26 protein-coding genes and 1 pseudogene are annotated in these 26,654 nt (G+C 62.7%); 18 read left to right on the forward strand and 9 right to left on the reverse strand.

The features are described 5' to 3' along the window. Positions 1–2: 2 nt before the first annotated feature. The 5 genes from IB262_RS25110 to IB262_RS25130 all read left to right on the forward strand — a co-directional run bounded on the left by IB262_RS25110 (position 3) and on the right by IB262_RS25130 (position 6,658). Positions 3–956: a sugar ABC transporter permease gene (locus tag IB262_RS25110; protein ID WP_234798784.1), complete on the forward strand. Its 954-nt coding sequence runs from the start codon at positions 3–5 to the stop codon at positions 954–956. Further along, positions 949–1,761 (forward strand): carbohydrate ABC transporter permease, encoded by an 813-nt coding sequence (locus IB262_RS25115; protein ID WP_034805833.1) that lies wholly within the window; start codon positions 949–951, stop codon positions 1,759–1,761. Before IB262_RS25110 ends, IB262_RS25115 begins: the two co-directional genes overlap by 8 nt. Before the next feature lie 4 nt (positions 1,762–1,765). Beyond that, positions 1,766–3,469 (forward strand): glycoside hydrolase family 37, encoded by a 1,704-nt coding sequence (locus tag IB262_RS25120; RefSeq protein WP_192493943.1) that lies wholly within the window; start codon positions 1,766–1,768, stop codon positions 3,467–3,469. 14 nt (positions 3,470–3,483) lie between these two features. Next, positions 3,484–4,518: a LacI family DNA-binding transcriptional regulator gene (locus IB262_RS25125; RefSeq protein WP_034805837.1), complete on the forward strand. Its 1,035-nt coding sequence runs from the start codon at positions 3,484–3,486 to the stop codon at positions 4,516–4,518. 127 nt (positions 4,519–4,645) lie between these two features. Beyond that, positions 4,646–6,658 (forward strand): beta-galactosidase, encoded by a 2,013-nt coding sequence (locus IB262_RS25130; protein WP_192493944.1) that lies wholly within the window; start codon positions 4,646–4,648, stop codon positions 6,656–6,658. Positions 6,659–6,763: 105 nt separating this feature from the next. On the opposite strand, the gene pcaF is transcribed toward IB262_RS25130, so the two are convergent. Genes pcaF through IB262_RS25145 form a run of 3 tightly spaced genes read right to left on the reverse strand, consistent with a single transcriptional unit; the run spans position 6,764 to position 9,623 of the window. Continuing rightward, positions 6,764–7,969 carry a 3-oxoadipyl-CoA thiolase gene (pcaF, locus tag IB262_RS25135; RefSeq protein WP_060580998.1) on the reverse strand — a complete coding sequence of 402 codons (1,206 nt, stop codon included), beginning with the start codon at positions 7,967–7,969 and terminating at the stop codon, positions 6,764–6,766. Further along, entirely contained in the window at positions 7,969–8,751 is a 783-nt protein-coding gene (locus IB262_RS25140) for a CoA-transferase subunit beta (RefSeq protein WP_060522042.1), read from the reverse strand. The genes pcaF and IB262_RS25140 overlap by 1 nt, the downstream gene beginning before the upstream one ends. 11 nt (positions 8,752–8,762) lie before the next feature. Beyond that, entirely contained in the window at positions 8,763–9,623 is an 861-nt protein-coding gene (locus IB262_RS25145) for a CoA transferase subunit A (protein WP_112771411.1), read from the reverse strand. Positions 9,624–9,803: 180 nt separating this feature from the next. Between IB262_RS25145 and IB262_RS25150 the strand changes: the two genes are divergently transcribed. Next, entirely contained in the window at positions 9,804–10,559 is a 756-nt protein-coding gene (locus IB262_RS25150; protein ID WP_060530464.1) for an IclR family transcriptional regulator, read from the forward strand. A gap of 89 nt (positions 10,560–10,648) precedes the next feature. Next, on the forward strand, positions 10,649–11,311 hold the full coding sequence (locus IB262_RS25155) for a sulfite oxidase-like oxidoreductase (protein WP_192493945.1): 663 nt from the start codon (positions 10,649–10,651) through the stop codon (positions 11,309–11,311). Here IB262_RS25155 and IB262_RS25160 read toward each other — a convergent pair. Further along, entirely contained in the window at positions 11,296–11,961 is a 666-nt protein-coding gene (locus tag IB262_RS25160) for a TetR/AcrR family transcriptional regulator (protein ID WP_060530466.1), read from the reverse strand. The two genes, IB262_RS25155 and IB262_RS25160, sit on opposite strands and share 16 nt — an antisense overlap. Next, a complete protein-coding gene (locus IB262_RS25165; protein WP_113079295.1) occupies positions 11,946–13,415 on the reverse strand; it encodes an amidase family protein in 1,470 nt (489 codons plus the stop codon). Before IB262_RS25165 ends, IB262_RS25160 begins: the two co-directional genes overlap by 16 nt. A gap of 31 nt (positions 13,416–13,446) precedes the next feature. Between IB262_RS25165 and IB262_RS25170 the strand changes: the two genes are divergently transcribed. Continuing rightward, a complete protein-coding gene (locus tag IB262_RS25170; protein WP_192493946.1) occupies positions 13,447–13,890 on the forward strand; it encodes a hypothetical protein in 444 nt (147 codons plus the stop codon). Further along, positions 13,890–14,828: a sterol desaturase family protein gene (locus IB262_RS25175; protein ID WP_060530468.1), complete on the forward strand. Its 939-nt coding sequence runs from the start codon at positions 13,890–13,892 to the stop codon at positions 14,826–14,828. The genes IB262_RS25170 and IB262_RS25175 overlap by 1 nt, the downstream gene beginning before the upstream one ends. Positions 14,829–14,875: 47 nt before the next feature. On the opposite strand, the gene IB262_RS25180 is transcribed toward IB262_RS25175, so the two are convergent. Then, positions 14,876–16,324, reverse strand: a complete 1,449-nt coding sequence (locus IB262_RS25180; RefSeq protein WP_060530469.1) for an NCS1 family nucleobase:cation symporter-1 — start codon at positions 16,322–16,324, stop codon at positions 14,876–14,878. Positions 16,325–16,561: 237 nt separating this feature from the next. On the opposite strand from IB262_RS25180, the gene vapB reads away from it, so the two are divergent. Both vapB and vapC read left to right on the forward strand, forming a co-directional pair. Next, entirely contained in the window at positions 16,562–16,795 is a 234-nt protein-coding gene (vapB, locus tag IB262_RS25185; protein ID WP_034805861.1) for a type II toxin-antitoxin system VapB family antitoxin, read from the forward strand. Further along, positions 16,795–17,202, forward strand: a complete 408-nt coding sequence (gene vapC / locus IB262_RS25190; protein WP_060530470.1) for a tRNA(fMet)-specific endonuclease VapC — start codon at positions 16,795–16,797, stop codon at positions 17,200–17,202. Before vapB ends, vapC begins: the two co-directional genes overlap by 1 nt. Positions 17,203–17,212: 10 nt before the next feature. Here vapC and IB262_RS25195 read toward each other — a convergent pair whose 3' ends face one another. Beyond that, positions 17,213–18,100 carry a helix-turn-helix domain-containing protein gene (locus tag IB262_RS25195; protein ID WP_060580989.1) on the reverse strand — a complete coding sequence of 296 codons (888 nt, stop codon included), beginning with the start codon at positions 18,098–18,100 and terminating at the stop codon, positions 17,213–17,215. Between the two features lie 128 nt (positions 18,101–18,228). On the opposite strand from IB262_RS25195, the gene pobA reads away from it, so the two are divergent. Next, on the forward strand, positions 18,229–19,401 hold the full coding sequence (gene pobA, locus IB262_RS25200) for a 4-hydroxybenzoate 3-monooxygenase (RefSeq protein WP_060580988.1): 1,173 nt from the start codon (positions 18,229–18,231) through the stop codon (positions 19,399–19,401). Here the strand turns inward: pobA and IB262_RS25205 are convergent. Together IB262_RS25205 and IB262_RS25210 are read right to left on the reverse strand one after the other, a co-directional pair. Then, complete coding sequence (locus IB262_RS25205) at positions 19,395–19,937, reverse strand: GNAT family protein (RefSeq protein ID WP_112771416.1); 543 nt, start codon at positions 19,935–19,937, stop codon at positions 19,395–19,397. The genes pobA and IB262_RS25205 overlap by 7 nt on opposite strands. 85 nt (positions 19,938–20,022) lie before the next feature. Then, complete coding sequence (locus IB262_RS25210; RefSeq protein WP_034805874.1) at positions 20,023–20,937, reverse strand: LysR substrate-binding domain-containing protein; 915 nt, start codon at positions 20,935–20,937, stop codon at positions 20,023–20,025. A 300-nt stretch (positions 20,938–21,237) separates the two neighbouring features. On the opposite strand from IB262_RS25210, the gene IB262_RS25215 reads away from it, so the two are divergent. The 6 genes and pseudogenes from IB262_RS25215 to IB262_RS25240 all read left to right on the forward strand — a co-directional run. Then, entirely contained in the window at positions 21,238–22,344 is a 1,107-nt protein-coding gene (locus IB262_RS25215; RefSeq protein ID WP_060644721.1) for an extracellular solute-binding protein, read from the forward strand. 109 nt (positions 22,345–22,453) lie between these two features. Then, a complete protein-coding gene (locus IB262_RS25220; RefSeq protein ID WP_051659715.1) occupies positions 22,454–23,440 on the forward strand; it encodes an ABC transporter permease in 987 nt (328 codons plus the stop codon). Continuing rightward, a complete protein-coding gene (locus IB262_RS25225; RefSeq protein ID WP_192493947.1) occupies positions 23,440–24,234 on the forward strand; it encodes an ABC transporter permease in 795 nt (264 codons plus the stop codon). Before IB262_RS25220 ends, IB262_RS25225 begins: the two co-directional genes overlap by 1 nt. Continuing rightward, entirely contained in the window at positions 24,234–25,316 is a 1,083-nt protein-coding gene (locus IB262_RS25230) for an ABC transporter ATP-binding protein (protein WP_060580985.1), read from the forward strand. The genes IB262_RS25225 and IB262_RS25230 overlap by 1 nt, the downstream gene beginning before the upstream one ends. Before the next feature lie 69 nt (positions 25,317–25,385). Next, positions 25,386–26,495: an NAD/NADP octopine/nopaline dehydrogenase family protein gene (locus tag IB262_RS25235; RefSeq protein WP_176960305.1), complete on the forward strand. Its 1,110-nt coding sequence runs from the start codon at positions 25,386–25,388 to the stop codon at positions 26,493–26,495. After that, positions 26,496–26,654: pseudogene (locus IB262_RS25240) on the forward strand (glycine C-acetyltransferase); the annotation flags it as partial.

Below are 26,654 nucleotides of genomic sequence, written 5' to 3' on the forward strand. Positions count from 1 at the left end.
ACATGACCTATGCAACAGCCGCAGTGCCGGCCGCGGCCAAGCGCAAGCGCTCGGCCTTCGCCCGCCACATCGCGGCCTATCTGTTCATTTCCCCGTGGATCCTCGGGTTTCTGTTCTTCACGCTTGGCCCGCTCGTCTTCTCGTTGACAATGAGCTTCTACGACTGGCCCGTCGTCGGTGAACGCACGTTCGTCGGGCTCGAAAACTATCGTTCCATGCTGTTCGAGGATCCGCAGTTCTGGGAAAGCCTCTGGATTACGGTCAAGTTTGCGGCAATCTATGTGCCGTTCAACATCGTCATGTCGTTCCTGCTGGCGCTGATGTTGCATAACATTACCTTCGCCAGCGGCTTCTTCCGCACCGCCTTCTACCTGCCGAGCGTCATTTCCGGCGTCGCGCTGGTGACGATCTGGAGCTGGATCTACAGCCGGGAATACGGGCTTTTGAACTTCATGCTCTCCTTCGTCGGCATCGACGGGCCGAACTGGCTCGGCGATCCGAACCTGGCGATCGTCGCCATCATCATCGCCAGCCTCTGGGGGCTCGGCGGCACGATGCTGATCCTCTTGACGGGCCTGAAAGCCATCCCGAAGGAGCTCTACGAGGCCGCAACCGTTTCGGGCGTTCCCGGCTGGGCGCAGATGGTCTTCATCACCCTGCCGATGCTCGGGCCGATGCTGCTCTTCACCTTCATCACCTCGATCATCTCGGCCTTCCAGCAGCTGACGATCGCGCTGCTTCTGACCAAGGGCGGACCGCTCGGCTCCACCTATTTCTTCGCCATGTACATCTACGACAACGCCTTCAAGTATTTCGACATGGGCTATGCCGCCGCCGGCTCCTGGGTGATGTTCATCATCGTGCTCCTGCTCAGCCTCGGCGTCATGCGCTGGTCGGCTGCCTGGGTCTATTACGAAGGCGAAGTCCGCCAGAACGATGGAGAGCACAATGCGTAAGACGCTGCTCTATTCCGCGCTCATCCTGCTCTCGGCGCTGTTCATCGCGCCGTTCTACTGGACCTTCATGACGGCGATCAAAAGCTCCGCCGAGCTCTACCAGTTCCCGCCAGTCTTCTGGCCGTCGGAATGGCACTGGGAGAACTTTGCCGCCGCCTGGAACAAGCAGCCCTTCGGCACCTACCTCACCAATTCGGTGATCGTCGTGGTGCTGTCGACGATCGGCCAGCTGATCTCGTCGTCGCTGGTTGCCTATGGCTTTGCCCGCTTCCGCTTCCCCGGCCGCGACCCGCTGTTCATCCTGCTGCTCGCCACCATGATGATCCCGTGGGACGTGAAGATGATCCCGCTCTACATGGAGTTCAACCTGCTCGGCTGGATCAACACGCTGAAGCCCTTGATCGTGCCCGCCTATTTCGCCGATGCTTTCTTCGTCTTCCTTTTGCGCCAGTACATCATGACTGTGCCCATGGAGATCGACGAGGCGGCCCGCATGGATGGCGCCAACGCTTTCGACATCTATTGGCGCATCCATCTGCCGCTGATGATGCCGGCGCTGGTGCTGGTCGGCACCTTCCACTTCATGAATGCCTGGAACGACTATCTCGGCCCGTTGATCTTCCTCAACGACCAGTCGAAATACACCCTCACGCTCGGCCTCTCCATGTTCAAGGGCCTGCACGAGGTGGACGTGACCTCGATCGCGGCGATCACGGTCATCCTCTGCCTGCCGCCGCTCGCCCTCTTCTTCGTCGCCCAGCGCTACATCATGGATGGCGCGGTCGGCTCGTCGGTGAAGGGATAACGGCATGCTGTTCGACATCGATACCGTGCCCTTCAGCCGCAGGGGCCGGTTCCTGACGCTCTCGATGATGCGCGTGCCTGGCCGCGACGGCGAACGTGCGCTTTATCTTCGGCACGTCGCCGGTGGCGACGAGCGGCCATCGCTCGGTCGCCTCTGCCGCGTGGAATTTCTCGATGCGGAAGGCAGGGCCGTGACCCCGGTGCTCGTGCTTTCACCCGAACGACTCGACGCTCGCGTCGGTGACGGCGAAGTCACCTTCGTCATCGGCGAAGGGGAGCGGCTGCACATATCCGGCAGACAAGCCGGCGTACGCTTCCATCTCGAAGGCTCGCGTTACGATTATGTCTACCGCACGCCGAACGGAGAGGATTGCCTGGTGGCCGCGGTCGAAAACGTCAAATTCATCCCGCGGGCGATCACCGGCGACCTGAAGGTCACTGGCGCCTGGCAGCGCGACCATTCCGAAGACGTGTCCTTCGCCCTTTCGGGGACCGGTGCCTTCGAGGGCAATGTCGATTTCTTCCGCACCGTGCCGCCGGCTGATCGGCCCGGTCGGTTCGCCGAGGCGCTTTCGGATGCGACGGCAGAATTCTCTGCGTGGCACGCGCGCGTTCCTGGAGGTGTTGACGGCCAGGACGAGGCGCATCGGCTGGCAAGCTATCTGCTCTGGGCGAACGGCGTGCCGGCCGGTGGCGCGTTGACGCGGCCGGCGATCTACATGTCGAAGAACCACATGATCAACATCTGGAGTTGGGACAACGCCTTTTCGGCCCTCGGTGTCGCCGCCTTCGATCAGGATCTCGCCTTCGATCAGTTCGCAGCAATCTTCGACCACCAGGACGCCTCCGGCCTTCTGCCGGACTATGTCAACGATCGCGACGTGCTCTTTGCCTTCACCAAGCCGCCGGTGCACGGTTGGGCGGTGTCGCTGATCGCAGCTGCCAATCCCGGCTTCCTGACGGCAGAGCGCAAGTCCTACCTGCGCGATGCCATCGGCCGGCAGGTGGATTACTGGCTGACCCATGGACGCAAAGATGGGACGAGCCTGCCGTCCTATTTCCACGGCAACGACAGCGGCTGGGACAACGCCACCTTCTTTGCCGAAGGCGGCCCGGTGATCTCGCCGGATCTGCCGGTTTTCCTGATCCTTGCCTGCGAGGCATTGGCCGAGCTTCTTGAAGACGATCGAGAACGCCGGGCGGTGTGGCGGCAGAAGGCAGACGACCTGCAGGTGCTGCTGTTCGAGCGCCTCTGGACCGGCGGCACCTTTGGCGCCCGGCTCGCTGCGGATCCGGAGCGGATCTTGCCGGGCGAAAACCTCATCCAGTTCATGCCGCTGCTGCTCGGTTCGCGGCTGACGCCCGACATGCGCGAGAAGCTTGTCGCGCGGCTCGTCGCTGGCGGCTTCATCACCGAATGGGGCCCGGCGACCGAAAGTCCGAAGAGTTCCTTCTACGAGGACGACGGTTACTGGCGCGGGCCGATTTGGGCGCCGACCACACTGCTTCTCTGGGATGGACTGCGCCGGCAAGGGAAGATTGAGCTCGCGCGCGAAGTCGCGGAAAAGTTCTGTTCACTTGCGAGCAAAAGCGGTATGGCCGAAAACTTCGACGCGCGCTCGGGGAGGGGCCTTCGCGATCGCGCATTCGCCTGGACATCCGCAGTCTATCTTGTGCTGGCAGCATCGCTCAGCGCTGACAACCCGTGACGAGCAGAACCGCCATGCAGAGACCGACGATCAAGACCATCGCGCAGGAGACGGGGCTTTCCATCGCCACCGTTTCCAAGGCCCTGAAGCATTCGCCTCAGGTTCGTCCGGAGACGCGCGCGATCGTGATCGAAGCGGCGGAACGCGTCGGCTACGAACTGAACATGCATGGCGTGCAGTTACGCACCGGCAAGACCTATCAGGTCGCAGCCATCATGACCGCGCCGGGTCCGAAGCAGAACGAATGGGAAGGCGTCGAATACGCCCAGCTCCTGAGCGGCATTTCCTGGGCGCTGGAAGACAGTCCCTATCGCGTCTCGCTCTATGCGGTCCGCAATTTCGAGGAGAGCCAGGCGGTCATCAAGCAGATCGTTTCGCTGAAGAAGGCCGATGGCATCATCATCTCGGGCACCCGCGCCGACGATCCCCGCATCCGCACGATGCAGGCGGCCGATTTCCCCTTCGTCACCTATGGCACCAGCATTCACAATGCGCCGCATGCCTATGTCGATGCCGACAACGAGCAGATGATCCGGGTGTCGATGGCGCGGCTCACCGAGCGCGGTCATCGCCGCATCGCGCTGCTCAACCCGCTCTCGGACTTAAGCTACGGCATCACCCGGCACGAAGCCTACAGGCATGCGCTTGATGTCGCGGGGCTTCCCTATGATCCGGCGCTCGTCGCCCATGGCCGTCTGACGCCGGCTTTCGGCCGCGAGAACGTGCTGACCATGTCGGAGCTCGGCAACCCGCCGACCGCCTATATCTGCGCCAATGAAGCCTCCGCGCTCGGCGCCTTCTCGGGCTTCCACGAGCGCGGGCTGGTGCATGGCCGCGATGCGGTGATCAACGCCACCGACGATCTCAACGTCAGCCAGTATTTCGCGCCGCCGATCACCACCTATTACCTGCCGATCAGTGAACCGAGCAGCCTGCTCGGCGCCTATATCCTCAGGCGCATGGAGGGTGAGCCGCCGGAAGCGCTGCAGACGCTGCTCATGCCGAACCTGATCGAGCGTTGCGACGACCGCTTGAACCCGAACCGTTGACGAATTTCACGCCCGCTCAGGGCGCTCATTCATGCCCTTGAATATAAACGTTTATATTCGAGGGCGCACAGACAAAACCCGAGGTCGGACCCAACCGGCCGTAAGACATGACGAAGGACCGGAACCCGTGCACATGCCCCTGACGAGATCGAACCGCTTCAACGCCAAGGAACAGCAGACAGACATGCTGGAACTCGGCGTCTGCTACTATCCGGAGCAGTGGCCGAGCGAAAAATGGGAAGAGGATGCCCGCCGCATGGTCGAGCTCGGCCTTGCCTGGGTGCGCATCGGCGAATTCGCCTGGGCGAAGATCGAGCCCCGCTCGGGCGAATTCCACTGGGAGTGGCTGGACGACGCGATCGAGGTGCTCGGCAAGGCCGGTCTTAAGGTCATTCTGGGAACACCGACCGCCGCACCTCCGAAGTGGCTGATCGACCGCTACCCGGACATCCTGCCCGTCGACGTCAAGGGTGTGGTGCGCAAGTTCGGCGCCCGCCGTCACTACTGCTTCTCCAGCCGCCGCTACCGCATCGAGGCGGCGCGGATTTCCGAAGCCATGGCCGAGCGCTACGGCAAAAACGCCTTCGTCCATGCCTGGCAAACCGATAACGAGTACGGCGACCACGACACGATCTACAGCTATTCCGACGAGGCGCTGCGCGCCTTCCGCGAATGGCTTGAGGCCCGCTATGGCACGGTCGACGAGCTGAACCGCGCCTGGGGTACGGCCTTCTGGGCGATGAACTATCTGAGCTTCGACGAGGTCGAGCTTCCGAACAACCTCGTCGAAGAGCCGAGCCCGACCCATATCGTCGACTACATCCGCTTCTCCTCAGACCAGGTGAAGAGCTTCAACAAGGCGCAGGTCGACATCATCCGCAAGCACTCGCCGGGCCGTCCGGTGACGCACAACTTCATGTCGCAGAACACCGACTTCGACCATTACAAGGTCGGCGAGGACATCGATATCGCGTCGTGGGACGTCTATCCGATGGGTGGCCTGCTCAATGGTCGTCTCTCGTCGGAAGACAAGGGCCGGTATCTGCGCGTCGGCGATCCCGACCAACCGGCCTTCAACCACGATCTCTACCGCGCCGTCGGCAACGGCCGCGTCTGGGTGATGGAGCAGCAGCCGGGCCCGGTAAACTGGGCCTCGCACAATCAGTCGCCGGCCGACGGCATGGTGCGGCTCTGGACCTGGCTCGCCTATGCCCACGGCGTCGACATGGTCTCCTATTTCCGCTGGCGCCAGGTGCCGTTTGCGCAGGAACAGTTCCATGCGGGTCTGCTGCTTCCGAACAGCGAGGCTGACCAGGGCTATCTCGAAGTCGCGCAGGTTGCCGAGGAAATGAAGCGTTTGCCGAAGGGTGAGCGCCGCGAGAAGGCGAAAGTCGCGATCCTGCTCGACTACAATTCGCGCTGGGCGACCCGGGCGCTGCCGCAGGGCCGCACCTATCTGGCTTCGCAGATCGCGCTCGACTGGTATTCGACCGTCGCCCGCCTCGGCGTCGATGTCGACATCATCGGCCAGCACTCGGACCTCGAAGGCTACCAGCTGGTGCTGGCACCCGACCTCGTGATCCCCGAACAGGCCTTTGTCGAAAAGCTTGCGGCGTCGGGTGCCAAGGTGCTTTTCGGACCGCGCAGTGGCAGCAAGACCGAGGACATGCATATTCCGGAGGGCCTGCCGCCGGGTCCGCTCGCCGCGCTGATCGACGTCAGCGTCGCGCGTGTCGAGTCGCTGCCGGAATTCCACGGCGAGAGTGTGCTTTACGGCAACGAGACCTATCCGGCCGGCGTCTGGCGCGAGACGGTTCGCACCAACGAAACCGTGCTTGCGACCTTCGAGGGCGACTATCGCAATGGCGCTCCGGCGCTCGTCGGCAACGACAAGGCACGCTACATGGCAACGGGTGCACGCGGCGAGCTCCTGGACAAGGTGATTGGCGATGCGCTCGGCTGGGCTTCGGTTGAGGCGCTCGCCGATCTTGGCGATCTGCGCATCACCCGCCGCGGCAAGCTCACTTTCGCCTTCAACTACGGCAAGACGGCGGTGGACGTGCCGGCGTCTGCGGGCGCAACCTTCCATGTCGGCGGCCGCAAGCTCGGCCCGGTCGACGTCGCGATCTGGACGGAGTGATCGGAAGGCGGGTTATCGCCCGCCGACCGACCGGTAGCACCTAAAAGCAAAGAGCCCGGCTTTGGAAACAGGCCGGGCTCTTTGCGTTTCGTACTTTTTCCGTGGTCAGGCGCGTTCCAGCGCCACGGCGATGCCCTGGCCGACGCCAATGCACATGGTCGACAGCGAATAGCGCCCGCCGGTCTCGTGCAGTTCGAGTGCCGCCGTGCCGGTGATGCGGGCGCCGGACATGCCGAGGGGGTGGCCGAGCGCGATCGCGCCGCCGTTGCGGTTAACGCGCGGGTCGTCGTCGGCAATGCCGAGGTCGCGAAGCGTGGCGAGCCCCTGCGAGGCGAAGGCCTCGTTGAGTTCGATCACGTCGAATTGCGCCTGCGTGAGACCGAGGCGGGCCATCAGCTTCTTCGATGCCGGAGCCGGGCCGAAGCCCATGATGCGCGGCGGTACGCCGGCGGTAGCCCCACCGAGGATGCGGGCGATCGGCCTGAGGCCGTATTTCTTCGCTGCCGCTTCCGAGGCGATGATCAGGGCCGTTGCGCCATCGTTGACGCCGGAGGCGTTGCCGGCGGTCACCGTGCCGCCTTCTTGTCTGAAGGGCGTGCCGAGCTTGGCAAGCGCCTCCATCGTCGTCGCGCGCGGGTGCTCGTCGCGATCGACGATAACGGGCTCGCCCTTGCGCTGCGGGATCGTCACCGAAACGATCTCTTTCGCCAGCCGGCCATTGGCCTGCGCGGCCGCTGCCTTTGCCTGGCTGCGCACAGCAAACGCATCCTGGTCTTCGCGGCTGACGTGAAAGTCAGCCGCGACGTTCTCGCCCGTCTCTGGCATCGAATCGACGCCATATTGCTTCTTCATCAGGGGATTGATGAAGCGCCAGCCGATGGTCGTGTCGTAGATTTCGGCGTTGCGGGAGAAGGCGGCATCGGCCTTCGGCATCACGAAGGGCGCGCGTGACATGCTCTCGACGCCACCGGCGATCATCAGCTCGGCTTCGCCCGATTTGATGGCGCGGGCTGCCGTGATGACCGCATCCATGCCGGAGCCGCAAAGCCGGTTGATCGTCGTCCCGGTGACGCCGACCGGCAGGCCGGCCAGGAGCAGCGACATGCGCGCGACGTTGCGGTTGTCCTCGCCCGCCTGGTTGGCGCAGCCGAAGATCACGTCGTCGACGGCGTCCCAGTCGACATCGGCATTACGCTCCATCAGTGCCTTCAGCGGAATTGCGCCGAGATCGTCGGCCCGCACCGATGAGAGTGAGCCGCCGAACCGGCCGATCGGGGTGCGGATGTAGTCGCAGATGAAAGCCTCGGCCATCACGCAGCCTCCTTGTCGCCCTGATGCGCCTTCTTGGTGCGAGCGTTGATGTCACGAAGGGTCTTGAGTTCGAGTTCGGACGGGGCCGGCGTCTCGATCACTTCCTCGGCGAACCTGATCGCCCAGCCGCAATTCTCGACGATCTGCTCGCGCGTGACGCCGGGATGGATCGAAACGACGGTCAGTTCCTTGGTTTGCGGATGCGGCTCCAGGATGCAGAGGTCGGTGATGACGCGCGTCGGTCCCTTGGTCTTCATGCCCAACCGTTCGCGGTGGTCGCCGCCGTCGCCGTGGCCCATGGAGGTAATGAAGGGCAGCTTCTCGACGAAGCCGCGCCTGGAGAGCGCCATGGTGATGAAGATGCGGCCGCAATTGGAGGCAATCTCCGGAGCGCCGCCACCACCGGGCAGACGCACCTTCGGGTGGTCATAGGGGCCGACGACCGTGGTGTTGAGGTTGGCGAACTTGTCGATCTGGGCGCCACCGAGGAAGCCTGTCGTGATACGCCCGCCCTGCAGCCAGTAGCGGAACATCTCCGGCACCGACACGGTGAAAAGGGCCGTGTCGCAGAGTTCGCCATCGCCGATCGAAAGCGGCAGCACATCCGGCTTGGTGCCGACCGTGCCGCTCTCGTAGATCAGCGTGATATCGGGTGCATGCGTCAGCCGCGCGACGTTGCAGGCGGCCGAGGGCGCGCCGATGCCAACGAAGCAGACGTCGTCGTTGGAGAGCGCCCGGGAAGCGGCGATGGTCATCATTTCGGTGGGGGTAAAATCGCTCATCCTATCCTCCCTCAGGCCGCTTTTGCCGGTTTGTTGCCGGCATGCTTGGCGAAATCTTCCGGCCCGGCGTCGAGCACGTTTTCCTTGATCCAGGCGGTGAAGCTATCGCGGTCGCGGGCGATCTCGTCCCAGCCGATGTAGAAAGCGTTGGAGCGCGGATAGTAACCGTGCGCATAGGACGGGAAGGCGCCACCCGGAACGTGGGCAACCGATGTGACGGCCCAGCTCGGCAGTACGAGGGAATTGGGCGACGGAGGGTCGAGTTCGTCGACGATCTCCTCGACCGTGACGATCGAGCGCTTGGCGGCAAGAACCGCCTCCTTCTGCACGCCGACGATGCCTTCGATCAGCACGTTGCCCTTCCTGTCGGCGCGCTGGGCGTGGATGATCGTGACGTCAGGGCGGATCGCCGGTACGGCCGCAAGCACTTCGCCGGTAAACGGGCAGGTGACCGACTTGATGTTGGGGTTTACCTTCGGCAGGTCGGCGCCGATGTAACCACGCAGCGTCGCAAACGGCAGGTTGGCGGCACCCGCCTCATAGGCGTTGGCCATCGCCGCGTGGGAATGCTCTTCGATCTCCAGCGGCCGCGGCCACTGGTTTTCGACGGCGTCGCGGAAGCGATGTAGCGAGCCGACGCCGGGATTGCCGCCCCAGGAAAACTTCATGCCACGCGCCGCACCCACGCCGATCAGCTGGTCATAGAGAATGTCCGGCGTCATGCGCACCAGATAGAGGTCCTTGCGACCCTGGCGGATCACCTCATGCCCCGCGGCATAGGGGATCAGATGGGTGAAGCCTTCCATGGCGACGGTGTCGCCATCCCTGACATTGTCGCCGACAGCCTCGGCGAGCGAAACGATCTTCGCCATGTTTCCTCTCTTGGTCTCAGTGATCTGTTCGTGGCCTTCGTCGCCCCACGGGCAGCCGGCGCCTTCCTCTTCCGGATGCCAATAAGCGCCGATCGAAACGCTCGGTCAAATATTTTGTGCGATATTTGACTTTTGTTCGTATATCGCACAAAATCGTTGGCGATGATTTGGGAGGCAAGGATGCGTGAAACGGACTTCGTCAGCGGCTTTGCGCGCGGGTTGGCAGTGATCGAAGCCTTCGATGAAACCCGGCCCAAACTGTCGATCGCCGAGGCGTCAAAGATTACCGGGCTTGACCGGGCGACGGTGCGCCGGTCGCTGCTGACCCTCTCCGAGCTCGGCTATGCAGACTATGACGGCAAGTTCTTCGCGCTGACGCCGAAGATCCTGCGCGTTGGCCATGCCTATCTCTCGGCAACGCCGCTGCCGACGATCATCCAACCTTATCTCGACCAATTGTCCGACCGCGCCGGGCAGAGCGCCTCGGCCTCGGTCTTGGATGGAACCGAGATCGTCTACATCGCCCGCGCCTCGCAAAAGCGGGTGATGTCGATCAACCTGACGACGGGGTCGCGCCTGCCGGCCTATTGCGCCTCCATGGGGCGGGTATGGCTCGCGGCACTGCCGGAGCATGAGGCACGAGAGATTCTTTCCCGATCGAACCTCAAGACAAACACGCCCTATACGAAGACCGATCCGGAGGACCTGATCGCCGAGTTTCGCCGTGTGCGCGACCAGGGCTATGCGCTGATTGATCAGGAACTGGAACTCGGTCTCTGTTCGATCGCAGTGCCGCTCGAAAACGACCGCGGCCGGATCGTTGCGGCGCTGAACATCGGCGCGCCGGCAGCCCACGTGGCCGCAGCGGAGATGGTCGAGCGTTACCTGCCGCTGCTCAAGGAAACGCAAGCGGCGCTCCGGCTGGTGCTGAGATAACAACTTTTGAAGCTGCGCTTGACCTTCCGCCGTCGCGCCCTTCTTACTTTCGCTTGGCGAGTGAATTCGGGGTTGGGGAGGAGAGCATCATGACCGACGACGCGCATCCGCCGGAAACCAAGCTCACGACGACGAAGCGGCGCTGGGCCGCCGATGGCAAGTTCCTGACGGGGCGGATCGTGCGCCCCGAGGACGAGCGCCTTCCGCCCGGGCAACATCTGGTCAAGGACTGGCCGGTGCTCGACCTCGGCCAGCAGCCGATCATCCGGACGGAAAGCTGGCGGCTCGATATCACCGGTCACGTCGAGCATCCCCTGTCGCTCGACTGGGCCGCCTTCAAGGCTTTGCCGCAGAGCGACCGTCTCTCCGACATGCATTGCGTGACGACGTGGTCGCGCTACGACAACCGCTGGCAAGGCGTGACCACACGTGATCTGCTCGACCAGGTGATGCCGAAGACCGAGGCGAGCCATGTCATGCTGACGAGTTATGACGGCTACACCACGAACATGCCGCTTGCGGATTTCGCCTCCGAAGACGCGATCCTTGCGACCGACTGGGAGGGCCAACCGATCGGCCGCACCCATGGCGGACCGATGCGGCTCGTCGTTCCACATCTTTATCTGTGGAAGAGTGCCAAGTGGCTGACGCGTATCGATTTTCGCGAAGGCGACATGCCCGGCTTCTGGGAGCGGAACGGCTACCACATGCGCGGCGACCCGTGGCGCGAAGAGCGCTATTCGGACGACTGATCGGGGCCTGTGAAGGCTTGACGATCACCGCCCAACGCGTCCGGGTCCAGAAGCGATTGCAGCCCCGCAAGCTGGTAGCGCCAGAAGAGCGAAATGGCCGACTGGATAGACGGGGCGTCGCTGTATTCGCTGAGCGTATCGGCAATGGTGTCCAGCGTTCGAGTGAAGGTTCGCTCGAGCATGAAACCCATCAAAGGCGTCAGGGCTTGCTCGCCGCCCTTGTCGGTCAGGTAGCCGGAAGCCAGCCGCACCATCTCCCGGATCATCAGCTTGCGGACATGGGCGTAGCGCGTCCCATCGGCCCCGCGAAGCAGGATCAGCACCACGAGCCGCTGGTCGATCCAGAAGGACAGCAGCGCCCGGGCACGTTCGGATCCGGAAGCATCGGCCTGCAGCCAATCGCCGATCGATCGCAGTTCTCGTACACGGGCGCGCAGCAAGCGCAACAATCGCCCGGCGAGCGCCGGTGTCACGATCTCATAAAACAGCGCTTCCTTGTCGGCGACGTACTTGTAGATGTTGCTCGAACTCGTACCCGCCCGTTCCGCCACATCGGCCAGCCGGGCCTTTTCGAACCCTTGCTCGGCAAACACCGCTGCCGCTGCCGCAAGCAGACGCTCGCGCACTTCCTGCTTCAGGCGCTGGGGCATGCGAGCCTTTCTGCAAGCTCGGTGAGCCTTGGTTGCCAGGGGGCAGCTTCTTCCAGCTGGAAGGCGAGTGAGAAGAGCAGCGCGTCCTCGCCCGTTGCTGCAGCGAAATGGCAGCCGACCGGCAGCCCCTCGCGCGACCAGCAAAGCGGCACCGACATGGCGGGCCATCCGGCAAAGGACGCCACATTGGTGAAGCCGGCGAGGCGTTCCGTAAACGCGATGAGTTGGTCTGCATCCTCGGTCGGTCCTTGCGTCCCCAGCGGAAAGGCCGTGAAGGGGACGGTGGGCGAAAGCAGCACGTCATAGCCGGAGATCGTCTGATTTGCGCTCGCCTCGGCCCTCTTCGTCGCGCCGATCGCCTCCATGATTGCCGCCTCCGGCAGCCGCCTCGCGCGGCGGACGAGCTCGACCGTGTAGGGCTCGAACAAGGTCTCGTCGAAGGCGCCGCCCATTGCGGCCGCGACCTGGTCGAACAGGCCGGACAGAACGATCCCGGTCAGATTGAAAAAGGCACGGCTGGTTTCCTGCGCGTTGACGTCAGGCCCCGCGCATTCGACCACCTCGTGCCCCAAAACCGTGCACAACGTGATCGCCGCGTTGAGCGCGTCCTCGACCGCTTCAGACACGCCGCGCCCGAAAACATCATGGCGATAGACGCCAATGCGCAGCCGCTTCTGCGGGCCGCGGCGCATATCGTCGATCGCAGGCATTGGCCGCGCCAGGTCCTGCCGCTCGGTCGCCGCCAGCCACGCGGCGCTGTCGCGCACGGAACGGCTGACGCAATGGTCGCTGATCAGCCGCGCCGTCGGCATCGCCGGCGGCAGGCCGGCATTCACCGTGCGGTCCCGGCTCGGCTTGAAACCGAATAGCCCGCAGAACGAGGAGGGGCCACGGATCGAGCCGCCGCCGTCGGACGCGTGGGCGATCGGCACCATGCTGGAGGCAACGGCCGCCACCGCGCCGCCGGACGAGCCGCCGGTCGAAAGGGCAAAATTCCAGGGGTTGCGCGTCGCGCCATGGGCGAGGGTTTCGGTGGTGCCGAGCAGGCCGAACTCCGATGTGGTCGTCTTTCCAAGAACGATCAGACCGGCCTTGTCGATCGCGTCCGTGTAATCCGATCCGGCTGGGGCGGGCTGTCCCTTGAAGAGGCGAGAGCCGAAGCCGGCCTGATGGCCGGGATAGGCAAGCAGATCCTTGAGCAGGGTCGGTACGCCCGGGAACGGCATGTCCGCGTGCGGCCGAAGAGCTCCGGCGCACTTGCGCGCGTGGTCGAAATTCGCGGATGCAAGGGCGTTGACGTGCGGCTCGACCCGCTCGATGCGCCGGATGGCGGCATCGACGAGTTCGAGCGGCGAGGCTTGGCCCGTCGAGACGAGACGCGCCTGTTCCGTTGCGTCCAGCGCGGAAAAGTCGTCCGTTTCCTGTTGCGAAAATTCGGGATTCGGCGCGCGCATCTGTCCAGATTCCATTGACGATGAAAAGAGAATGATAGATTCTCTTTTCATCGTCAATGGGCGGTTGCATCCGCAAGCGACTGATTGCATCTTCCCGTCTCCTGCAATGCTGGTGCAACCCACCCCCCGCAAAGCTCGTGCAACGTTTCAACAAAGGACGTTGTCGATGCGCCTGGCCATTTTACCCATGTGGATGATCCTCTTCAGCGCGAGCCCGAGCCATGCCGAAGAAAAGGGAATGTGGATTGCGGACAATCCGTATCGGACCGTGCAGCCTTTGTACGATCCCTGTCGTGATGGTCGGCTAAGTGATGGAACGCCGCGAACCTGCGCCGAGATCAGACGCATGTACCGGCATGGACGAGGCGGCTGGTCCGAGCAGGACCATCGCCTGGATGCATGCAGCAACGGACGCGTCAGCGACGGTCGGCCGCGCACATGCCGGGAACTGCTTGAATGGATGGAGCATCGTTGATGAAGGCAGAGCGCAGAGCCACCGTGTCGAGGCTCGGACAGGTTTTCAGATTAGTGCTTGGGTATCTGTCCTGGCCGCTGGTGCTTTTCGGTGGACTGCTCGGCGCCTACTACGCGTTCGCGAGCGCAGAGCCTATGGTCGGATTCGTGGCGGTCTATGCGGCTGCCGTCTTCATCTTGTTTCTTCTCGAACGCTACATTCCCTACGAGCGGGGCTGGCTGCAATCGGATGGCGAAACGGTGAACGATATCGGCCACACGCTGGCGACGAAGGGCCTGCTGCAGGCGGCTGGCCTGATCGCCGCCGTCTTTCCCATGTATGCCGCCAACATCCTGCAGCCGCTCGCAGCGCTCAAGTTTGGTCTCTGGCCATCGGATTGGCCGATGGTGTTTCAGGTGGCTATCGCCGTGGTCGTTGCCGAATTCGGCCTCTATTGGTCGCATCGGATCGCCCACGAAAAGCTGTTCTTCTGGCGGTTTCACGCGCTGCATCACAGCGTCGTTCGGCTCTGGGTCATCAATACCGGCCGCTTCCACGTGGCCGATTCGCTGTTCAAGATCGCCATGAGCCAGATCCCGCTCTATTGCCTGGGCGCTCCGTTGCACGTTTTCTGGTGGCTCGGCGCGGTCACGGCCTTCATGGGCATTCTTACCCATTGCAACGTCGACATGCGCACCGGCCCCTTCGACTATCTCTTCAGCACGCCGCGGCTGCACCGCTGGCATCACTCGAAGGACCTTCGCGAAGGCAACATGAACTACGGCGAGAACGTCGTGGTCTGGGACCTTTTGTTCGGCACGTACTACAACCCTGACCGTCCGTCCTCCACTAACATCGGCATCAAAGGCCAGATCGCCCAAGGCTTCCTGGCACAACTGGCGCAGCCCTTCACCAAGAACGGCGTTCGCGAAATCCTCGGCCTCCCGAAGAAAAACTGAAAATGCGACAGCATGCCCGGTGTTGAACCGGGCATGCTGCGCAATAACTAGGCCGCAAAGGCCGGCTTGCGTGCGCCGATCCTTAAGACGTAGTAGATCGCCCCGCCGATGGCGACGCCGAAGAACCAGCCATAGATTCCCCACCAGGCGGGCAGGATGTTGGTGAAGGTCGGCAGGATCGAGGAGAACAGCGCGCCGATGGCAAAGGCGATAAAGGCGCTGCCGTGCCAGCCGCCCTGGAAGCGGAACTCGCCCTCCTCGTGATAGAGTGCTTCGACATTCAGCTGGCCGCGGCGGATCAAATAATAATCCACCATCATCACCCCGAAGATCGGCCCCATCGTCGAGCCGATGAAGTTGACGAAATGCGCAGCCCCCGTTTCCCAAGGGGCGAACGGATAGAGGATGAGCGCAATCAGCGCCGCAATGTAGCCGCCGCGCTTGAAGTTGATCTGCCGCGGAAAGACGTTGGCAAAGTCGAAGGCCGGCGACACGAAGTTCGCCACCACGTTGATGCCGAGCGTCGCGACGGCGAAGGTAAGGGCTGCAAGCAGCGCCAGGAACCAGCTGTCGAATTTCGCCGAAATCTGGTCCGGATGCAGCAGCACTTCGCCATAGACGGCAAAGGCGGCGGTCGTCGTCACGCCGGCGACCAGGCAGAAGGCGAGCAGGTTGATCGGCAGGCCCCAGAGATTGCCCTTGCGTAGCGTCTTCACGTCGGTTGCATAGCGCGAGAAGTCGCAGAAGTTCAGATAGAGCGCTGCGAAGTAGGTGATCCAGGTGGCGGCGACCGCGGCCAGCGCCGGGAAGCTGCCGGGCTCCCACGGAACGCCTGCGTCCTTGGTCTTTTCGACGAGCACGTCGCGCGGGATTTCCGAACCGAACGAGAACGTCCCTGATTTGACGATCAGGTAGACGGCAAGGATCAGCATCATGATCCAGACGGCCGGGCCTGCCCAATCCTGGAATTTGCGAACGGTCTCCATGCCGCGCTGGATGATAAGCAATTGCAGCGACCAGACGACGACGTAGCAGATGACCTCAAGCGTCGAGTGGCCGAGCATGTGGCTGTTTTGATGGAAGGCCAGCATGCTTTCGTTGCGAATGAGAAGCGCCACGATCGCGCCGGAGGCAGCCGCTGTCTGGGCGCCGTACCAGAAACAGGCGACGACGGCGCGCACCAGCGCCGGAACGTTGGCGCCGAAGGTACCGAAGGAGGCGCGGGCGAGAACGGGGAAGGGCACGCCGGTGCGTACGCCCGCATTGCCGACAAGGCTCATCAGGAAGAAGATCACCAGCGAGCCGATGCCGATCGCGATGACGAAGTTTATGAAGCTGCCGCAGAGCAGGAACAGGCTTGCTGCGAGGTAGTATCCCCACAGGCTATGCACGTCGGATGTCCACACATTGAAGATGCTGAAAGCGCCCCACCGGCGCTCCTCGGCCGGTGCCAGATCCTCGTTGTACAACGAGGGCGACGGATCGCGTACTGCCATGTCTTCCTCCGTATTTCCTCCGGATCCCCCTCGGACCCGATCTTGATTCTGCTCCCGTTTTGAGTCGTTGCAAAAAGCTTTTTGGATCGTCGAGGTGGGGATGCAGTGGCACCGAACGTGACAAAGCGGCCTCGCAGAACTGCGATCGGCAGCCGCGAAAGGTCGCGTATATCCCATTGACATATCCTGTGGCTGAAACCATCTTGGATATATTCAAGGTATATCCCGGAGGCGACAATGTCGGAACAGGGCGCAGTTTTTCTCACCAATCGTAGTCAGGCGATCCGGCTGCCGAGGGCCGTAGCGCTTCCGGAGGACGTCAAACGCGTCGATATCGTCGCGGTGGGGCGAACGCGCATCATTACACCCGCAGGCGAGGCCTGGGACAGTTGGTTCGACGGCGAGCTCGTCACAGCCGATTTCATGGTGCAGAGAGAGCAGCCGGAGGCCCAGGAACGCGAGCCACTCTGATGTTGAAATACATGCTCGACACCAATATCTGCATCTACACGGTCAAGAACCGGCCGCAGCAGGTTCGTGAGGCGTTCAACAGGCATCACGGCCAACTGTGCATCAGCTCGGTCAGCCTGATGGAGTTGATCTACGGCGCGGAAAGATCCGCAATGCCCGAGCGTAACCTATCGGTCATAGAGGGGTTTGCCGCGCGTCTTGAGGTTCTCAACTACGATCAGGCGGCAGCCAGCCATACCGGACAGTTGCGCGCCGAACTCGCCCGCAGTGGCACGCCGATAGGGCCTTACGATCAGTTGATCGCGGGTCATGCACGGTCTCAAGGCTTGATCCTCGTGACCAACAACCGGCGGGAGTTCGATCGTGTGCCCGGCTTGCGAGTCGAGGACTGGACCGCGGCGCCCTGACCCCGCCTTCCTACGCACCGAGCCTGTCTCGTTCCGCAAGCCGCCAGGCGCGGGGCGTCACGCCCGTCTGGCGCAGGAAAAAGCGGGAGAAATACGCGGGGTCTGCGAAGCCGAGGCGGAAGCTGATTTCCTGGACGTTGGCGCGGGTGAAAACGAGCTCGCGCTTTGCTTCGCCGACGAGCTTTCGCGAAATCATCTCGTGCGCGCTGAGGCCGGCAACGGCGCGCGTGATCCGGTTGAGATGGGTTTGCGACAGGCCGAGTTCGCGGGCATAGGCGGCGGCCGGCCAATGCGAGCGGAGGTGCTGCTGCAAAAGCGCCTGGAAGCGCTGGACCCGCCGCTCGTTTTCACTCTGGCTGCTATCATCCCGGTCGTCGCTCGTCTCGTCGAGACGGGCCGTCAGCGTCAGCGCGGCGGTCAGGTAGGCGTCCAGAAGATCGGCGCGGTTGCCGCGGCTGGTTTCCCATTCCCTGGCAAGACGTGTGAGGGTTGCTGCGATGTAGGCAGCATCTTCGCGGCCGTCGAGCCGGATCAGGTGCGGGACGGCGAGCCAGGCGCCAAGGCGGCTGCGCTCGCCGGGCGTTGTCTTCAAGTGCGAAGCAAGGATGGTGAAGACGAAGCCGTCAGTGTCGCGCGAGAAGCGGAAGCCGTGGCTGAGCGCCGGCGGAACGGTAATGACCATCGGCGGTTCGATCATGTTGACCGCATTGCCAAAGACCGCATCGCCGGAGCCGCCGGCAATGTACAAGATCTGAAAGAAGCTCTCGTGCCGGTGCAGCCCGATCTCCCAGTGGTAGAGGCTGCTTCGTGACGGAATAGTCTCGCAATGCAGCCAGAAATCCGGCCGTTCTCCGGTCTTTTCGCCGTAGAGTTCGTAGGTCGGAACCGTCTTCTTCATACCGCACATCCTGAAGCCATGTTCGATTTGTGCAATTTCATGGCGGATTTGTCCATTGAGAGCGAAGCCGGCCCGGCGCAGATTTTGCCAAAAGACAATTCTGACAAAGAGCAATTCCGGAGGAGAGCATGCGCACCAAGGTCGTCATCATCGGGTCGGGCCCGTCAGGGCTTTTGCTCGGGCAGTTGCTGACGGAAGCGGGCATCGACAATGTCATTGTCGACCGTGTCAGCAAGGACTACATCCTCGGGCGCGTGCGCGCCGGCGTGCTGGAGGAAGGCACGGTCGGCCTGATGGATCGCGCTCAAGCCGGGGCGCGCATGCATCAGGAGGGCCTGCCGCATGACGGCTTCTCGCTCGCCTTCGATGGCCGCGATCACCGCATCGATCTCAGGCAACTGACCGGGGGCAAGCGCGTCATGGTTTATGGCCAGACGGAGCTGACGCGCGACTTGATGGAGCATCGCGAGCGCTCAGGGGCTGTCACGATCTACGAGGCGGCCAATGTCCAACCGCATGATTTCGACGGTCATCTGCCCTATGTGACCTTCGAGAAGGATGGCACGGCGCAGCGCATCGACTGCGACTTCATCGCCGGCTGCGACGGCTTTCACGGGATCAGCCGCAAGTCGGTACCGGAAAAGGCGCTCAAGACCTTCGAGAAGGTCTATCCCTTCGGTTGGCTCGGCATTCTCGCCGACGTGCCGCCGGTCGACCACGAACTGATCTATGCCAACCATCCGCGCGGTTTCGCGCTTTGCTCGATGCGTTCGACGACGCGCAGCCGCTACTACATCCAGTGCGCGGTGAGCGAAAAGATCGAGGATTGGTCCGACACGCGCTTCTGGGACGAACTTCGCCGGCGGCTGCCGTCGCATCATGCCGAAGCAATGGTAACGGGACCGTCCTTTGAAAAATCAATCGCGCCGCTGCGCTCTTTCGTTGCCGAGCCGATGCGTTTCGGCCGGCTGTTCCTGGTCGGCGATGCCGCCCATATCGTGCCGCCAACCGGCGCGAAGGGTCTGAACCTTGCCGCCAGCGACGTGCATTATCTCTTCGAGGGGCTGCGCGAACACTACCAGGATCGCTCGAATGCCGGCATCGACGCCTATTCGGCGCGGGCGCTGGCGCGTGTCTGGAAGGCCGTGCGCTTCTCCTGGTGGATGACGACGATGCTGCACCGTTTTCCGGATACCGGCGATTTCGACCAGCGCATCCAGGAAGCCGAACTCGACTACCTCACCCATTCGGTGGCGGCAGAAACGGCGCTGGCGGAGAACTATGTCGGCTTGCCTTACTGAGCGGCGGCGGTGCGGTCGGCCCATTCGCCTCTAAGCATGCCATAAATCGCTGTGTCCCACCTGGCATCTCCGACCTTGGCGGAGGAGCGTCTGACGCCTTCCTCGTAAAAGCCGAGGCTTCGGTAGGTGCGGATCGCCGCCTCGTTGAACGTGTAGACGTTGAGCTCCAGCCGCTCGAAGGCGGGGTCGGCGAAAAAGCGGCGGGTCACTTCGCTGACGAAAGGCTGGGCGAGACCCTGGCCGCGCATGCGTGGATTGATGGCAACCCGGGCGAGGCGCCCGACGCCGTTTGCCCAGTCGAGCGCTACCTGCGCATGGCCGGCGAGCTTGCCGTCGACGACGCCTGCAAACATCAAGCGCTCAGGTTCGGCACCTTTGGTTCCGGCGAGCATCGCTTCGAGCTGTGCCGCTTCCAGCGGAAAGGAGAGGCCGGGGCCGCCCCATTGCACCAGCGCCTCCAGGCTCGAAAACCAGTCGAGCATCTCGGGGATGTGCGCTTCGGAAAATGCGTCAACAAGGAGGGGAGCGGTCGGCATGGTTCACCATTCTGTCGGGGCCGCAGTCTTGGCTGTGGAGCGGGGCTTGTAAAGCCGCGAATTCCGACACACCGCCGACACGGCCTCAGTTCGCCTCCATCGCCAGCCGCATATCCTGGACCGTGGCGCGGGTCGCCTCGACATAGGCGTCGACCAGATGGCGGTTTCTCGTTTCGCGGAGCCAGCAGAGGCTGAGATCCGACGCAATGCTGGGGAGAAACGGCTTGATTGTCAGCCGGTCGCGCTGGCCAAAGGCGAACACCGGATCGACGATGGCGATCCCCAGTCCGTTGGCGACCATTTCGCATACCGCCGGCGCAAGGGTCGCATCCATGATGTAGTTCAACCGCGTGCCATAGACATCGAGCGTGCTTTCGATCTTTTGCCGGATGCGGTTGTCCGCGGCAAAGCCGATATAGGGCTCGCCGTGGATGTCGGCGGGCACGATCTCCTGTTTCGCAGCGAAGCGATGGTCGCGCGGCGCAATGCAGACGAGGTCTCCGCCGCGCAAGGGAACGCACTCGATGTAGGGGTTGTCCGTATTGCGGTTGATGAGGCCGATATCGACCTGCTTGGAAAGCAGCCACTCGACGATGAACTGCGAACTGCGGATCACCACCGAGATGTAGGCGTCGCCGTGCCCGGCAAGAAAGCGCTTGTTGGTGTCGCTGATGAAGAGGCCGGAAAGCGCCGGCATCACACCGACCGAGATCTGCCCCAGTTCCTCGCGCCGGATCAGGTCGACGGCGCGCTCGATCTGCTTGATGCCGGCGAAGACACGATCGATCTCCTTGTAGAGCCGCATGCCATGCTCCGAAGGAATGAGCCGCCCCTTGATGCGGTCGAAGAGTTCAAGCTCCGTATCTTCTTCCAGATGCGCCAGGAGCTTGCTCACGGCAGGTTGCGAGATATGCAGCACTTCCGCGGCACGGCTGACCGTGCCGCATTCGATCACGGCTTTAAGAGCCTCGATTTGTCGCAGGTTCGGTGCGCGCTTCATTTCATAACTTCATTCGGGGCAAACTTACCCATACCCTAGCTTTGCGCGCGGAGGTTGACAATCCGGCCGACCAAGACCCCCGCAAAATATCGCCGTTTGCCGTGCCGGCTTAAATTCTAGGCTATAACCTTTTGGAATGGATGCAGGCTCAAAAACAATTAGACGGACCAAATTTGCTGCGCCAATCTTTATGCAGGCTGCAACTGGATCGATCCGGCTGCGCGATCGGCGACGGGATCAGAAGCGCGTATGCGCGCTCTGGCGCCATCAAGTCACGCTGGGAGGCGAGAGGAGGAACAAATGATTATCGGGCAGAAGATCAATCGCAGGAACGCGCTCAAGCTGTTGGGGGCAGGCGGTGCAACGGTGCTCACCGCGCCTTACCTCATCCGGTCGGCGCGTGCTGAGAGCTCGGTTCTCAACATCACCACCTATGACAAGTTCCTGCCGCAGGATTTCATCGAGCAGTTCCAGAAGGACACAGGCATCGAGGTTCGCATCCGCCTGACCGACGACCAGGGCAAGCAGTACAATCTCTTGACGGCGGAAGGCGCAAACCCGACCACGGACATCGTGACGGTCGCCGGCCACCGCTACGGCCAGTTCATCGGCTCCAAGCTGGTGCAGGCGCTGGATACGGCAAAGCTGCGTAACTGGTCGAACCTCAACCCCGCCTATCAGGACGCTGCCTGGGCGCGCTTCGAGGGCAACCTGTGGGGATTGCCGATCCTTGCCGGCTACGAAGGCCTCGTGCGCAACACCGACTACGTGTCGGAGGCCGACAGCTGGGGCATCATGTTCGACGAGAAGTACGAAGGCCTGACCGCCTATATGGCGGGCGACTTCATGTCGATCACCATGAAGTATCTGGGCCATGACGGCGACTTCGTCACCTACACCGACAAGGTCGAGGAGGCCCAGAAGGCCGCCAGCCAAGCGCGCGACCACCTGATCAAGCACAAGCACATGGTTCGCAAATACTACGATGCGGCCAGCGAAGTGCAGCAGATGTTCATCAACGAGGACATCCACCTGGCGCAGGCCTGGTCGGGCCCGGCCGCCAAGCTGATCATGGACGGCGTGCCGGTCAAGCTCTCCGTGCCGAAGGAAGGCACCTACGGCTTCTGCTACACGCTGAACATCGTCAACAATGCGCCGAACGCCGAGAATGCCTACAAGCTGTTCGACGCGATCCTCGCCAATCCCGAGGTCGGGGCGGCGATGACGCGCACCTCCGGCTTCAGCTCGACGATATCGGGTGTCGACAAGCTGCTCGACGAGAGGGAGCGGCTGGCATCGACCCTGCCACAGGACGAGCTCGAGCGCGTCACCTTCTTCAGCTCGCTCAACCGCTCGATGAAGAACGAGATCATCGATCGCGCCGTCGCCGAACTGAAAGCGGCCTAATCAATCGCATTGCGATGACTGACTGACCTCGCCGTGGCGGCGGGGTCAGAACGGTGACGCATGTTCTGCCAACGCCCGTCGGGTCGCGGACAAGCTTTGGGATAATTCAATGGCCGTGGGAACACATACGGCAGGTGGCGGTCTCCCCGTCCGTGCTGCGCACATGAAATACTCGACCGGTGTCGCAAGGGTGATCAACTCACTGCTCTATCGCTACACCTTGGGCGCCGTTGCCGAGTGGCGATACGGACGCATCCTGCTTTTGGCCGGCGTGCCGGTCGTCTGGATGCTGATGATGCATATCGGCCCCATCTACGAGATGCTGCGCATCAGCCTCCTGTCCAGCTATCCGCCGCAGCCGGGCGTCGAGGCCGAATTCACGTTCGACAACTACGCGCTCTTCTTCAGTGAAAAGCTCTACTGGATGCCGCTGCTGCGCAGCTTCATCTATGCCTCCATCGCAACCGCCGTCACCCTGGTCGTGGTCTATCCGGTTGCCTATTACGTGGCGAAGGTGGTTGCGACCGGCAACAGGTCACGGGCGCTGCTCCTGCTCTTGGCCCCGTTCTGGGCCGGTGAAATCATCCGTATCTTCTCGGTCATCATGCTTCTCGCCAATCGCGGTGCCGTTAACGTGCTGCTCAGGGAAATCGGGCTGACCGAGCGTCCGATCCAGATGCTCTACACCTCGTTTTCGATCAGCTTCGGCCTCGTCTACATGGTCTGCCTTTACATGCTGCTGCCGCTCTATTCGGCGATCGAGAAGATCCCGAAGTCGCTGCTCGATGCCTCAGCCGATCTCGGGGCAGGGCCGTTCACGCGCTTCCGCCGCATCATCCTGCCGCTTTCGCGCGACGGCATCGTGTCCGGATGCTCGCTGGTCTTCCTCACCTGCATGGGCGTGTTTGCCGCTCCCATTCTGCTCGGCGGGCCGACCACCAGCATGTTCTCCGAGACGATCAGCAGTTTCTTCCACGGCGCCAGCAGCCGTTGGCCGGCCGGTGCCGCCTTCGCGATGATCATGCTTGCCGCATCCCTCGTCACCGTCGGTCTGTTCATGCGGGTCGTCGGCGGCTCGAAGCAAAGGACATTCTGATGCACGCCCTGTTTCACGATTGGCCCGGGCTGGCCCTCAAGTCCTTCTACTGGCTGTTTGTCCTGTACCTGTTTCTGCCGTTGTCGCTGATGGTGGCGGTCAGCTTCAAGGATGCGAGCTTCATTTCGTTTCCGCTCGGAAACCTGACGATCGACTGGTACGCCAAGGTCATAAAGGACAAGCAGTTCCTGGACGCCTGCCTCTATACAATCATGATCGCCGCGGCGACGACGGCCATTGCAACGGTGATCGGTGTCTGGATCGCGATGCTGATCGGGTCGCTGCGCGGGGCCGCTCAATACGTGGCCTTTGCGGTGGCCTGCCTGCCGGCCGTGGTGCCGGGCATGATCTCGGCGATTTCGCTGCGCATCTTCATCACCACCATCGATCTGCCGACGGGCACGGTCGCCATCATCCTCGGCCACGTCGTCCACGCCGTGCCTTTCGTGGTGGTCATGGTGCTGACGCGGCTGCGCTCGATGCCGGGCAATCTGGTCGATGCCGCGCGCGATCTCGGTGCCGACAGTATCGTAACCTTCTTCCGCGTCACGCTTCCCTATCTGGGACCGGCCATCTTCGGCGGCATGATCTTCTGCCTGCTGCTGTCGAGCGACGACTTCGTCCGCACCTTCTTCCTCGGCGGCTATCGCCCGACGCTGCCGATGCTGATCTTCGCTCGGGTGCAGTCCGGCATGTCTCCGGAGATCAACGTCATGGCGACGCTCGTCCTGGTCGTGACCGCCGTGGTCGGGCTCTACGCAGAATATCTCACACGTCGTTCGAGGATCCGCTGATGCAACCGGTTGTTCAGTTCGAAAATATCCGCAAGAGCTTCGGCAGCTTTGTCGCCGTCGATAATCTCAATCTCAACATCGAGCGCGGCAAGTTCGTCACCCTGCTCGGCCCCTCCGGCTGCGGCAAGTCGACAACGCTACGCATGCTGGGCGGGTTCGAAACGCCGACGGAGGGCCGCATCCTGCTCTCCGGCCGCGACGTGACAATGGTTCCGCCGAACCGGCGCAACGTCAACATCGTGTTCCAGGATTACGCGCTGTTCCCGCACATGTCGGTCGCGAAGAACATCGCCTTCGGCCTGGAGTTGAAGGGTGTCGACAACCGCCAGATCCAGCGGCGCGTATCGGAGCTTCTGGAACTCGTGCAGCTGCAGGATTTTGCCGGACGTCTTCCGTCCGAGCTGTCGGGCGGCCAGCGTCAGCGCGTCGCGCTGATGCGCGCCTTGGCGCCCGATCCCGACGTTCTGCTTCTGGACGAGCCGCTTTCCGCCCTCGACGCCAAGCTTCGCCAGACGATGCAGATCGAGCTCAAGGCGATCCAGGAACAGACCGGCAAGACCTTCATGTTCGTGACCCACGACCAGGAAGAGGCGCTCACCATGTCGGATACGATCGTGGTCATGAACAATGGCCGGATCGAGCAGATGGGCGATCCGGCGACCCTCTACAAGCGCCCCGGCTCCGCCTTCGTGGCGACCTTCCTCGGCGAAACCAATCTGTTGCATTCCGACGTCGTCGGTACTGACGCCGGCGAAGCGGCGGTGCGGTGGAACGGCATGACGATCAAGGCGTCCGCCGGCGCGCTCTCGCCCAAGGCCGGCGACGCGATCTACGTCGTCCTGCGGCCGGAAGCGATCCAATGCTCGGCGCAGGAACCGGGTGTCGCCAACCGGATCCGTGGACGGATCCGCCAGCGGGTTTTCAAGGGCAACCACACATCGCTCAAGGTCGAGATCGGCGAGGGGCATCTGCTCAACGCGCTCGTTCATCCGAGCGAGGTGGAAGGCCTAAGCCGCGACGACATCTGGGTCGGCTGGTCGTCCGAAGCGACCACGCTCATCCCCGCCCGAAACGCGGCTTAGCCGCAACACCTCGACAGCGGGCGCCCCGGCTGCGCCCGTCACCCGATATCAATGAAAGTGGAAAACGACATGCGCGTAGGTATCGCAGGTGCTGGCTCTATTGCCTTTGGCACCGCTGCACTTCTTGAAAAACTGGGACACAAGGCAACGCTCTGGTCGCCGTCCGGCACCGGCACTGTGGCACTCGCAGAGGGAGGGCGCCTCACGGCCGAGGGCGCCATCGAAGGCACCTTCCTTCCGGCCGTTGCCAAGCGTGCGGAAGATCTCGTCCACGATACCGATGCGATCCTCATCGCGCTGCCGGCCTATGGTCACCGCTTCGTGCTGGACGCAATCGCGCCGCATCTGACTGCCGGTCAAGTGGTGATCTTCAGCTCGCATACCTCGTTCGGAGCGCTTTATCTCTCGTCGCTTCTGGCAGCACGCGGCATCACCTTGCCGATCGTTGCCTGGGGCACGACGATCGTCAGCGGCCGGAAGCTCGGCCCTGCGCTGGTGCAGGTGAACACCATCCGCAAGCAGGTCGATCTCGCGACCGTTCCGGCATCGGAAAGTGCGCGCGGCCATGCGGTCTGCACGGCACTCTTCGGCGAACATTTTGTCGATCGCGGCAGCCTTCTGGCGATCGCGCTTTCAAACCTCAATCCGCAAAACCACCTCGGGATCGCGCTCGGCAACATGTCGCGCATGGAGCGCGGCGAGACCTGGGTTCAGGCCCAGAACGTCACCCCCAATATCGGTCGTCTCCTGGAGACACTCGACCTCGAACGCCTGGCTGTCGCCGAGAAGCTGCAGCTGAAGGTGCGCGACATTTTTCAGCATTTCCACCTGTCGTTCCATGTGCCGGTCAGCACGATCTCGCAGATGAACCAGGAAATGCATGAGGCCGGACATAACGGCACGGGTCCTGCGACGGCCGACAGCCGCTACGTGACGGAGGATGTTCCCTTCGGTCTGGTCGTGACGGCGCAGCTCGCGCGCCTTGCCGGATGCCCGGCAGACCTGCACGAGGCCGGTATCCGCATCTTCTCGGCCATGTACGGCCGGGACTTCGAAGGCGAGAACGACCTCCTTCCGGAACTGGGCCTCGAGCGACTGGATCTCGAAGGTCTCGATGCCCTGTGCCGCACCGGGTTTCCGCCTGTTGCTGCCGCCGATCGAGCCGAGGGACGTGCCTGAATGAGCGACCGCTACCTCACCCATCTCCGTTCAGAACTCGAGGGCCTGAAGACGGCCGGGTTGTACAAGTCGGAGCGTGTGATCACCTCGAAGCAGGCGGGTGAGATCGAAGTCGCCTCGGGCGAGCGGGTGCTCAACTTCTGCGCCAACAACTATCTC

This window comes from Ensifer sp. ENS02, assembly GCF_014851885.1.
Classification (GTDB): domain Bacteria; phylum Pseudomonadota; class Alphaproteobacteria; order Rhizobiales; family Rhizobiaceae; genus Ensifer; species Ensifer adhaerens.

Bases quoted from the DNA above. Each gene is read 5' to 3' on its own strand.
- IB262_RS25110 (WP_234798784.1), top strand. From the start codon at position 3: ATGACCTATGCAACAGCCGCAGTGCCGGCCGCGGCCAAGCGCAAGCGC.
- IB262_RS25115 (WP_034805833.1), top strand. From the start codon at position 949: ATGCGTAAGACGCTGCTCTATTCCGCGCTCATCCTGCTCTCGGCGCTG.
- IB262_RS25120 (WP_192493943.1), top strand. From the start codon at position 1,766: ATGCTGTTCGACATCGATACCGTGCCCTTCAGCCGCAGGGGCCGGTTC.
- IB262_RS25125 (WP_034805837.1), top strand. From the start codon at position 3,484: ATGCAGAGACCGACGATCAAGACCATCGCGCAGGAGACGGGGCTTTCC.
- pcaF (WP_060580998.1), bottom strand. From the start codon at position 7,969: ATGGCCGAGGCTTTCATCTGCGACTACATCCGCACCCCGATCGGCCGG.
- IB262_RS25140 (WP_060522042.1), bottom strand. From the start codon at position 8,751: ATGAGCGATTTTACCCCCACCGAAATGATGACCATCGCCGCTTCCCGG.
- IB262_RS25145 (WP_112771411.1), bottom strand. From the start codon at position 9,623: ATGGCGAAGATCGTTTCGCTCGCCGAGGCTGTCGGCGACAATGTCAGG.
- IB262_RS25150 (WP_060530464.1), top strand. From the start codon at position 9,804: ATGCGTGAAACGGACTTCGTCAGCGGCTTTGCGCGCGGGTTGGCAGTG.
- IB262_RS25155 (WP_192493945.1), top strand. From the start codon at position 10,649: ATGACCGACGACGCGCATCCGCCGGAAACCAAGCTCACGACGACGAAG.
- IB262_RS25160 (WP_060530466.1), bottom strand. From the start codon at position 11,961: ATGCCCCAGCGCCTGAAGCAGGAAGTGCGCGAGCGTCTGCTTGCGGCA.
- IB262_RS25165 (WP_113079295.1), bottom strand. From the start codon at position 13,415: ATGCGCGCGCCGAATCCCGAATTTTCGCAACAGGAAACGGACGACTTT.
- IB262_RS25170 (WP_192493946.1), top strand. From the start codon at position 13,447: ATGATAGATTCTCTTTTCATCGTCAATGGGCGGTTGCATCCGCAAGCG.
- IB262_RS25175 (WP_060530468.1), top strand. From the start codon at position 13,890: ATGAAGGCAGAGCGCAGAGCCACCGTGTCGAGGCTCGGACAGGTTTTC.
- IB262_RS25180 (WP_060530469.1), bottom strand. From the start codon at position 16,324: ATGGCAGTACGCGATCCGTCGCCCTCGTTGTACAACGAGGATCTGGCA.
- vapB (WP_034805861.1), top strand. From the start codon at position 16,562: ATGTCGGAACAGGGCGCAGTTTTTCTCACCAATCGTAGTCAGGCGATC.
- vapC (WP_060530470.1), top strand. From the start codon at position 16,795: ATGTTGAAATACATGCTCGACACCAATATCTGCATCTACACGGTCAAG.
- IB262_RS25195 (WP_060580989.1), bottom strand. From the start codon at position 18,100: ATGAAGAAGACGGTTCCGACCTACGAACTCTACGGCGAAAAGACCGGA.
- pobA (WP_060580988.1), top strand. From the start codon at position 18,229: ATGCGCACCAAGGTCGTCATCATCGGGTCGGGCCCGTCAGGGCTTTTG.
- IB262_RS25205 (WP_112771416.1), bottom strand. From the start codon at position 19,937: ATGCCGACCGCTCCCCTCCTTGTTGACGCATTTTCCGAAGCGCACATC.
- IB262_RS25210 (WP_034805874.1), bottom strand. From the start codon at position 20,937: ATGAAGCGCGCACCGAACCTGCGACAAATCGAGGCTCTTAAAGCCGTG.
- IB262_RS25215 (WP_060644721.1), top strand. From the start codon at position 21,238: ATGATTATCGGGCAGAAGATCAATCGCAGGAACGCGCTCAAGCTGTTG.
- IB262_RS25220 (WP_051659715.1), top strand. From the start codon at position 22,454: ATGGCCGTGGGAACACATACGGCAGGTGGCGGTCTCCCCGTCCGTGCT.
- IB262_RS25225 (WP_192493947.1), top strand. From the start codon at position 23,440: ATGCACGCCCTGTTTCACGATTGGCCCGGGCTGGCCCTCAAGTCCTTC.
- IB262_RS25230 (WP_060580985.1), top strand. From the start codon at position 24,234: ATGCAACCGGTTGTTCAGTTCGAAAATATCCGCAAGAGCTTCGGCAGC.
- IB262_RS25235 (WP_176960305.1), top strand. From the start codon at position 25,386: ATGCGCGTAGGTATCGCAGGTGCTGGCTCTATTGCCTTTGGCACCGCT.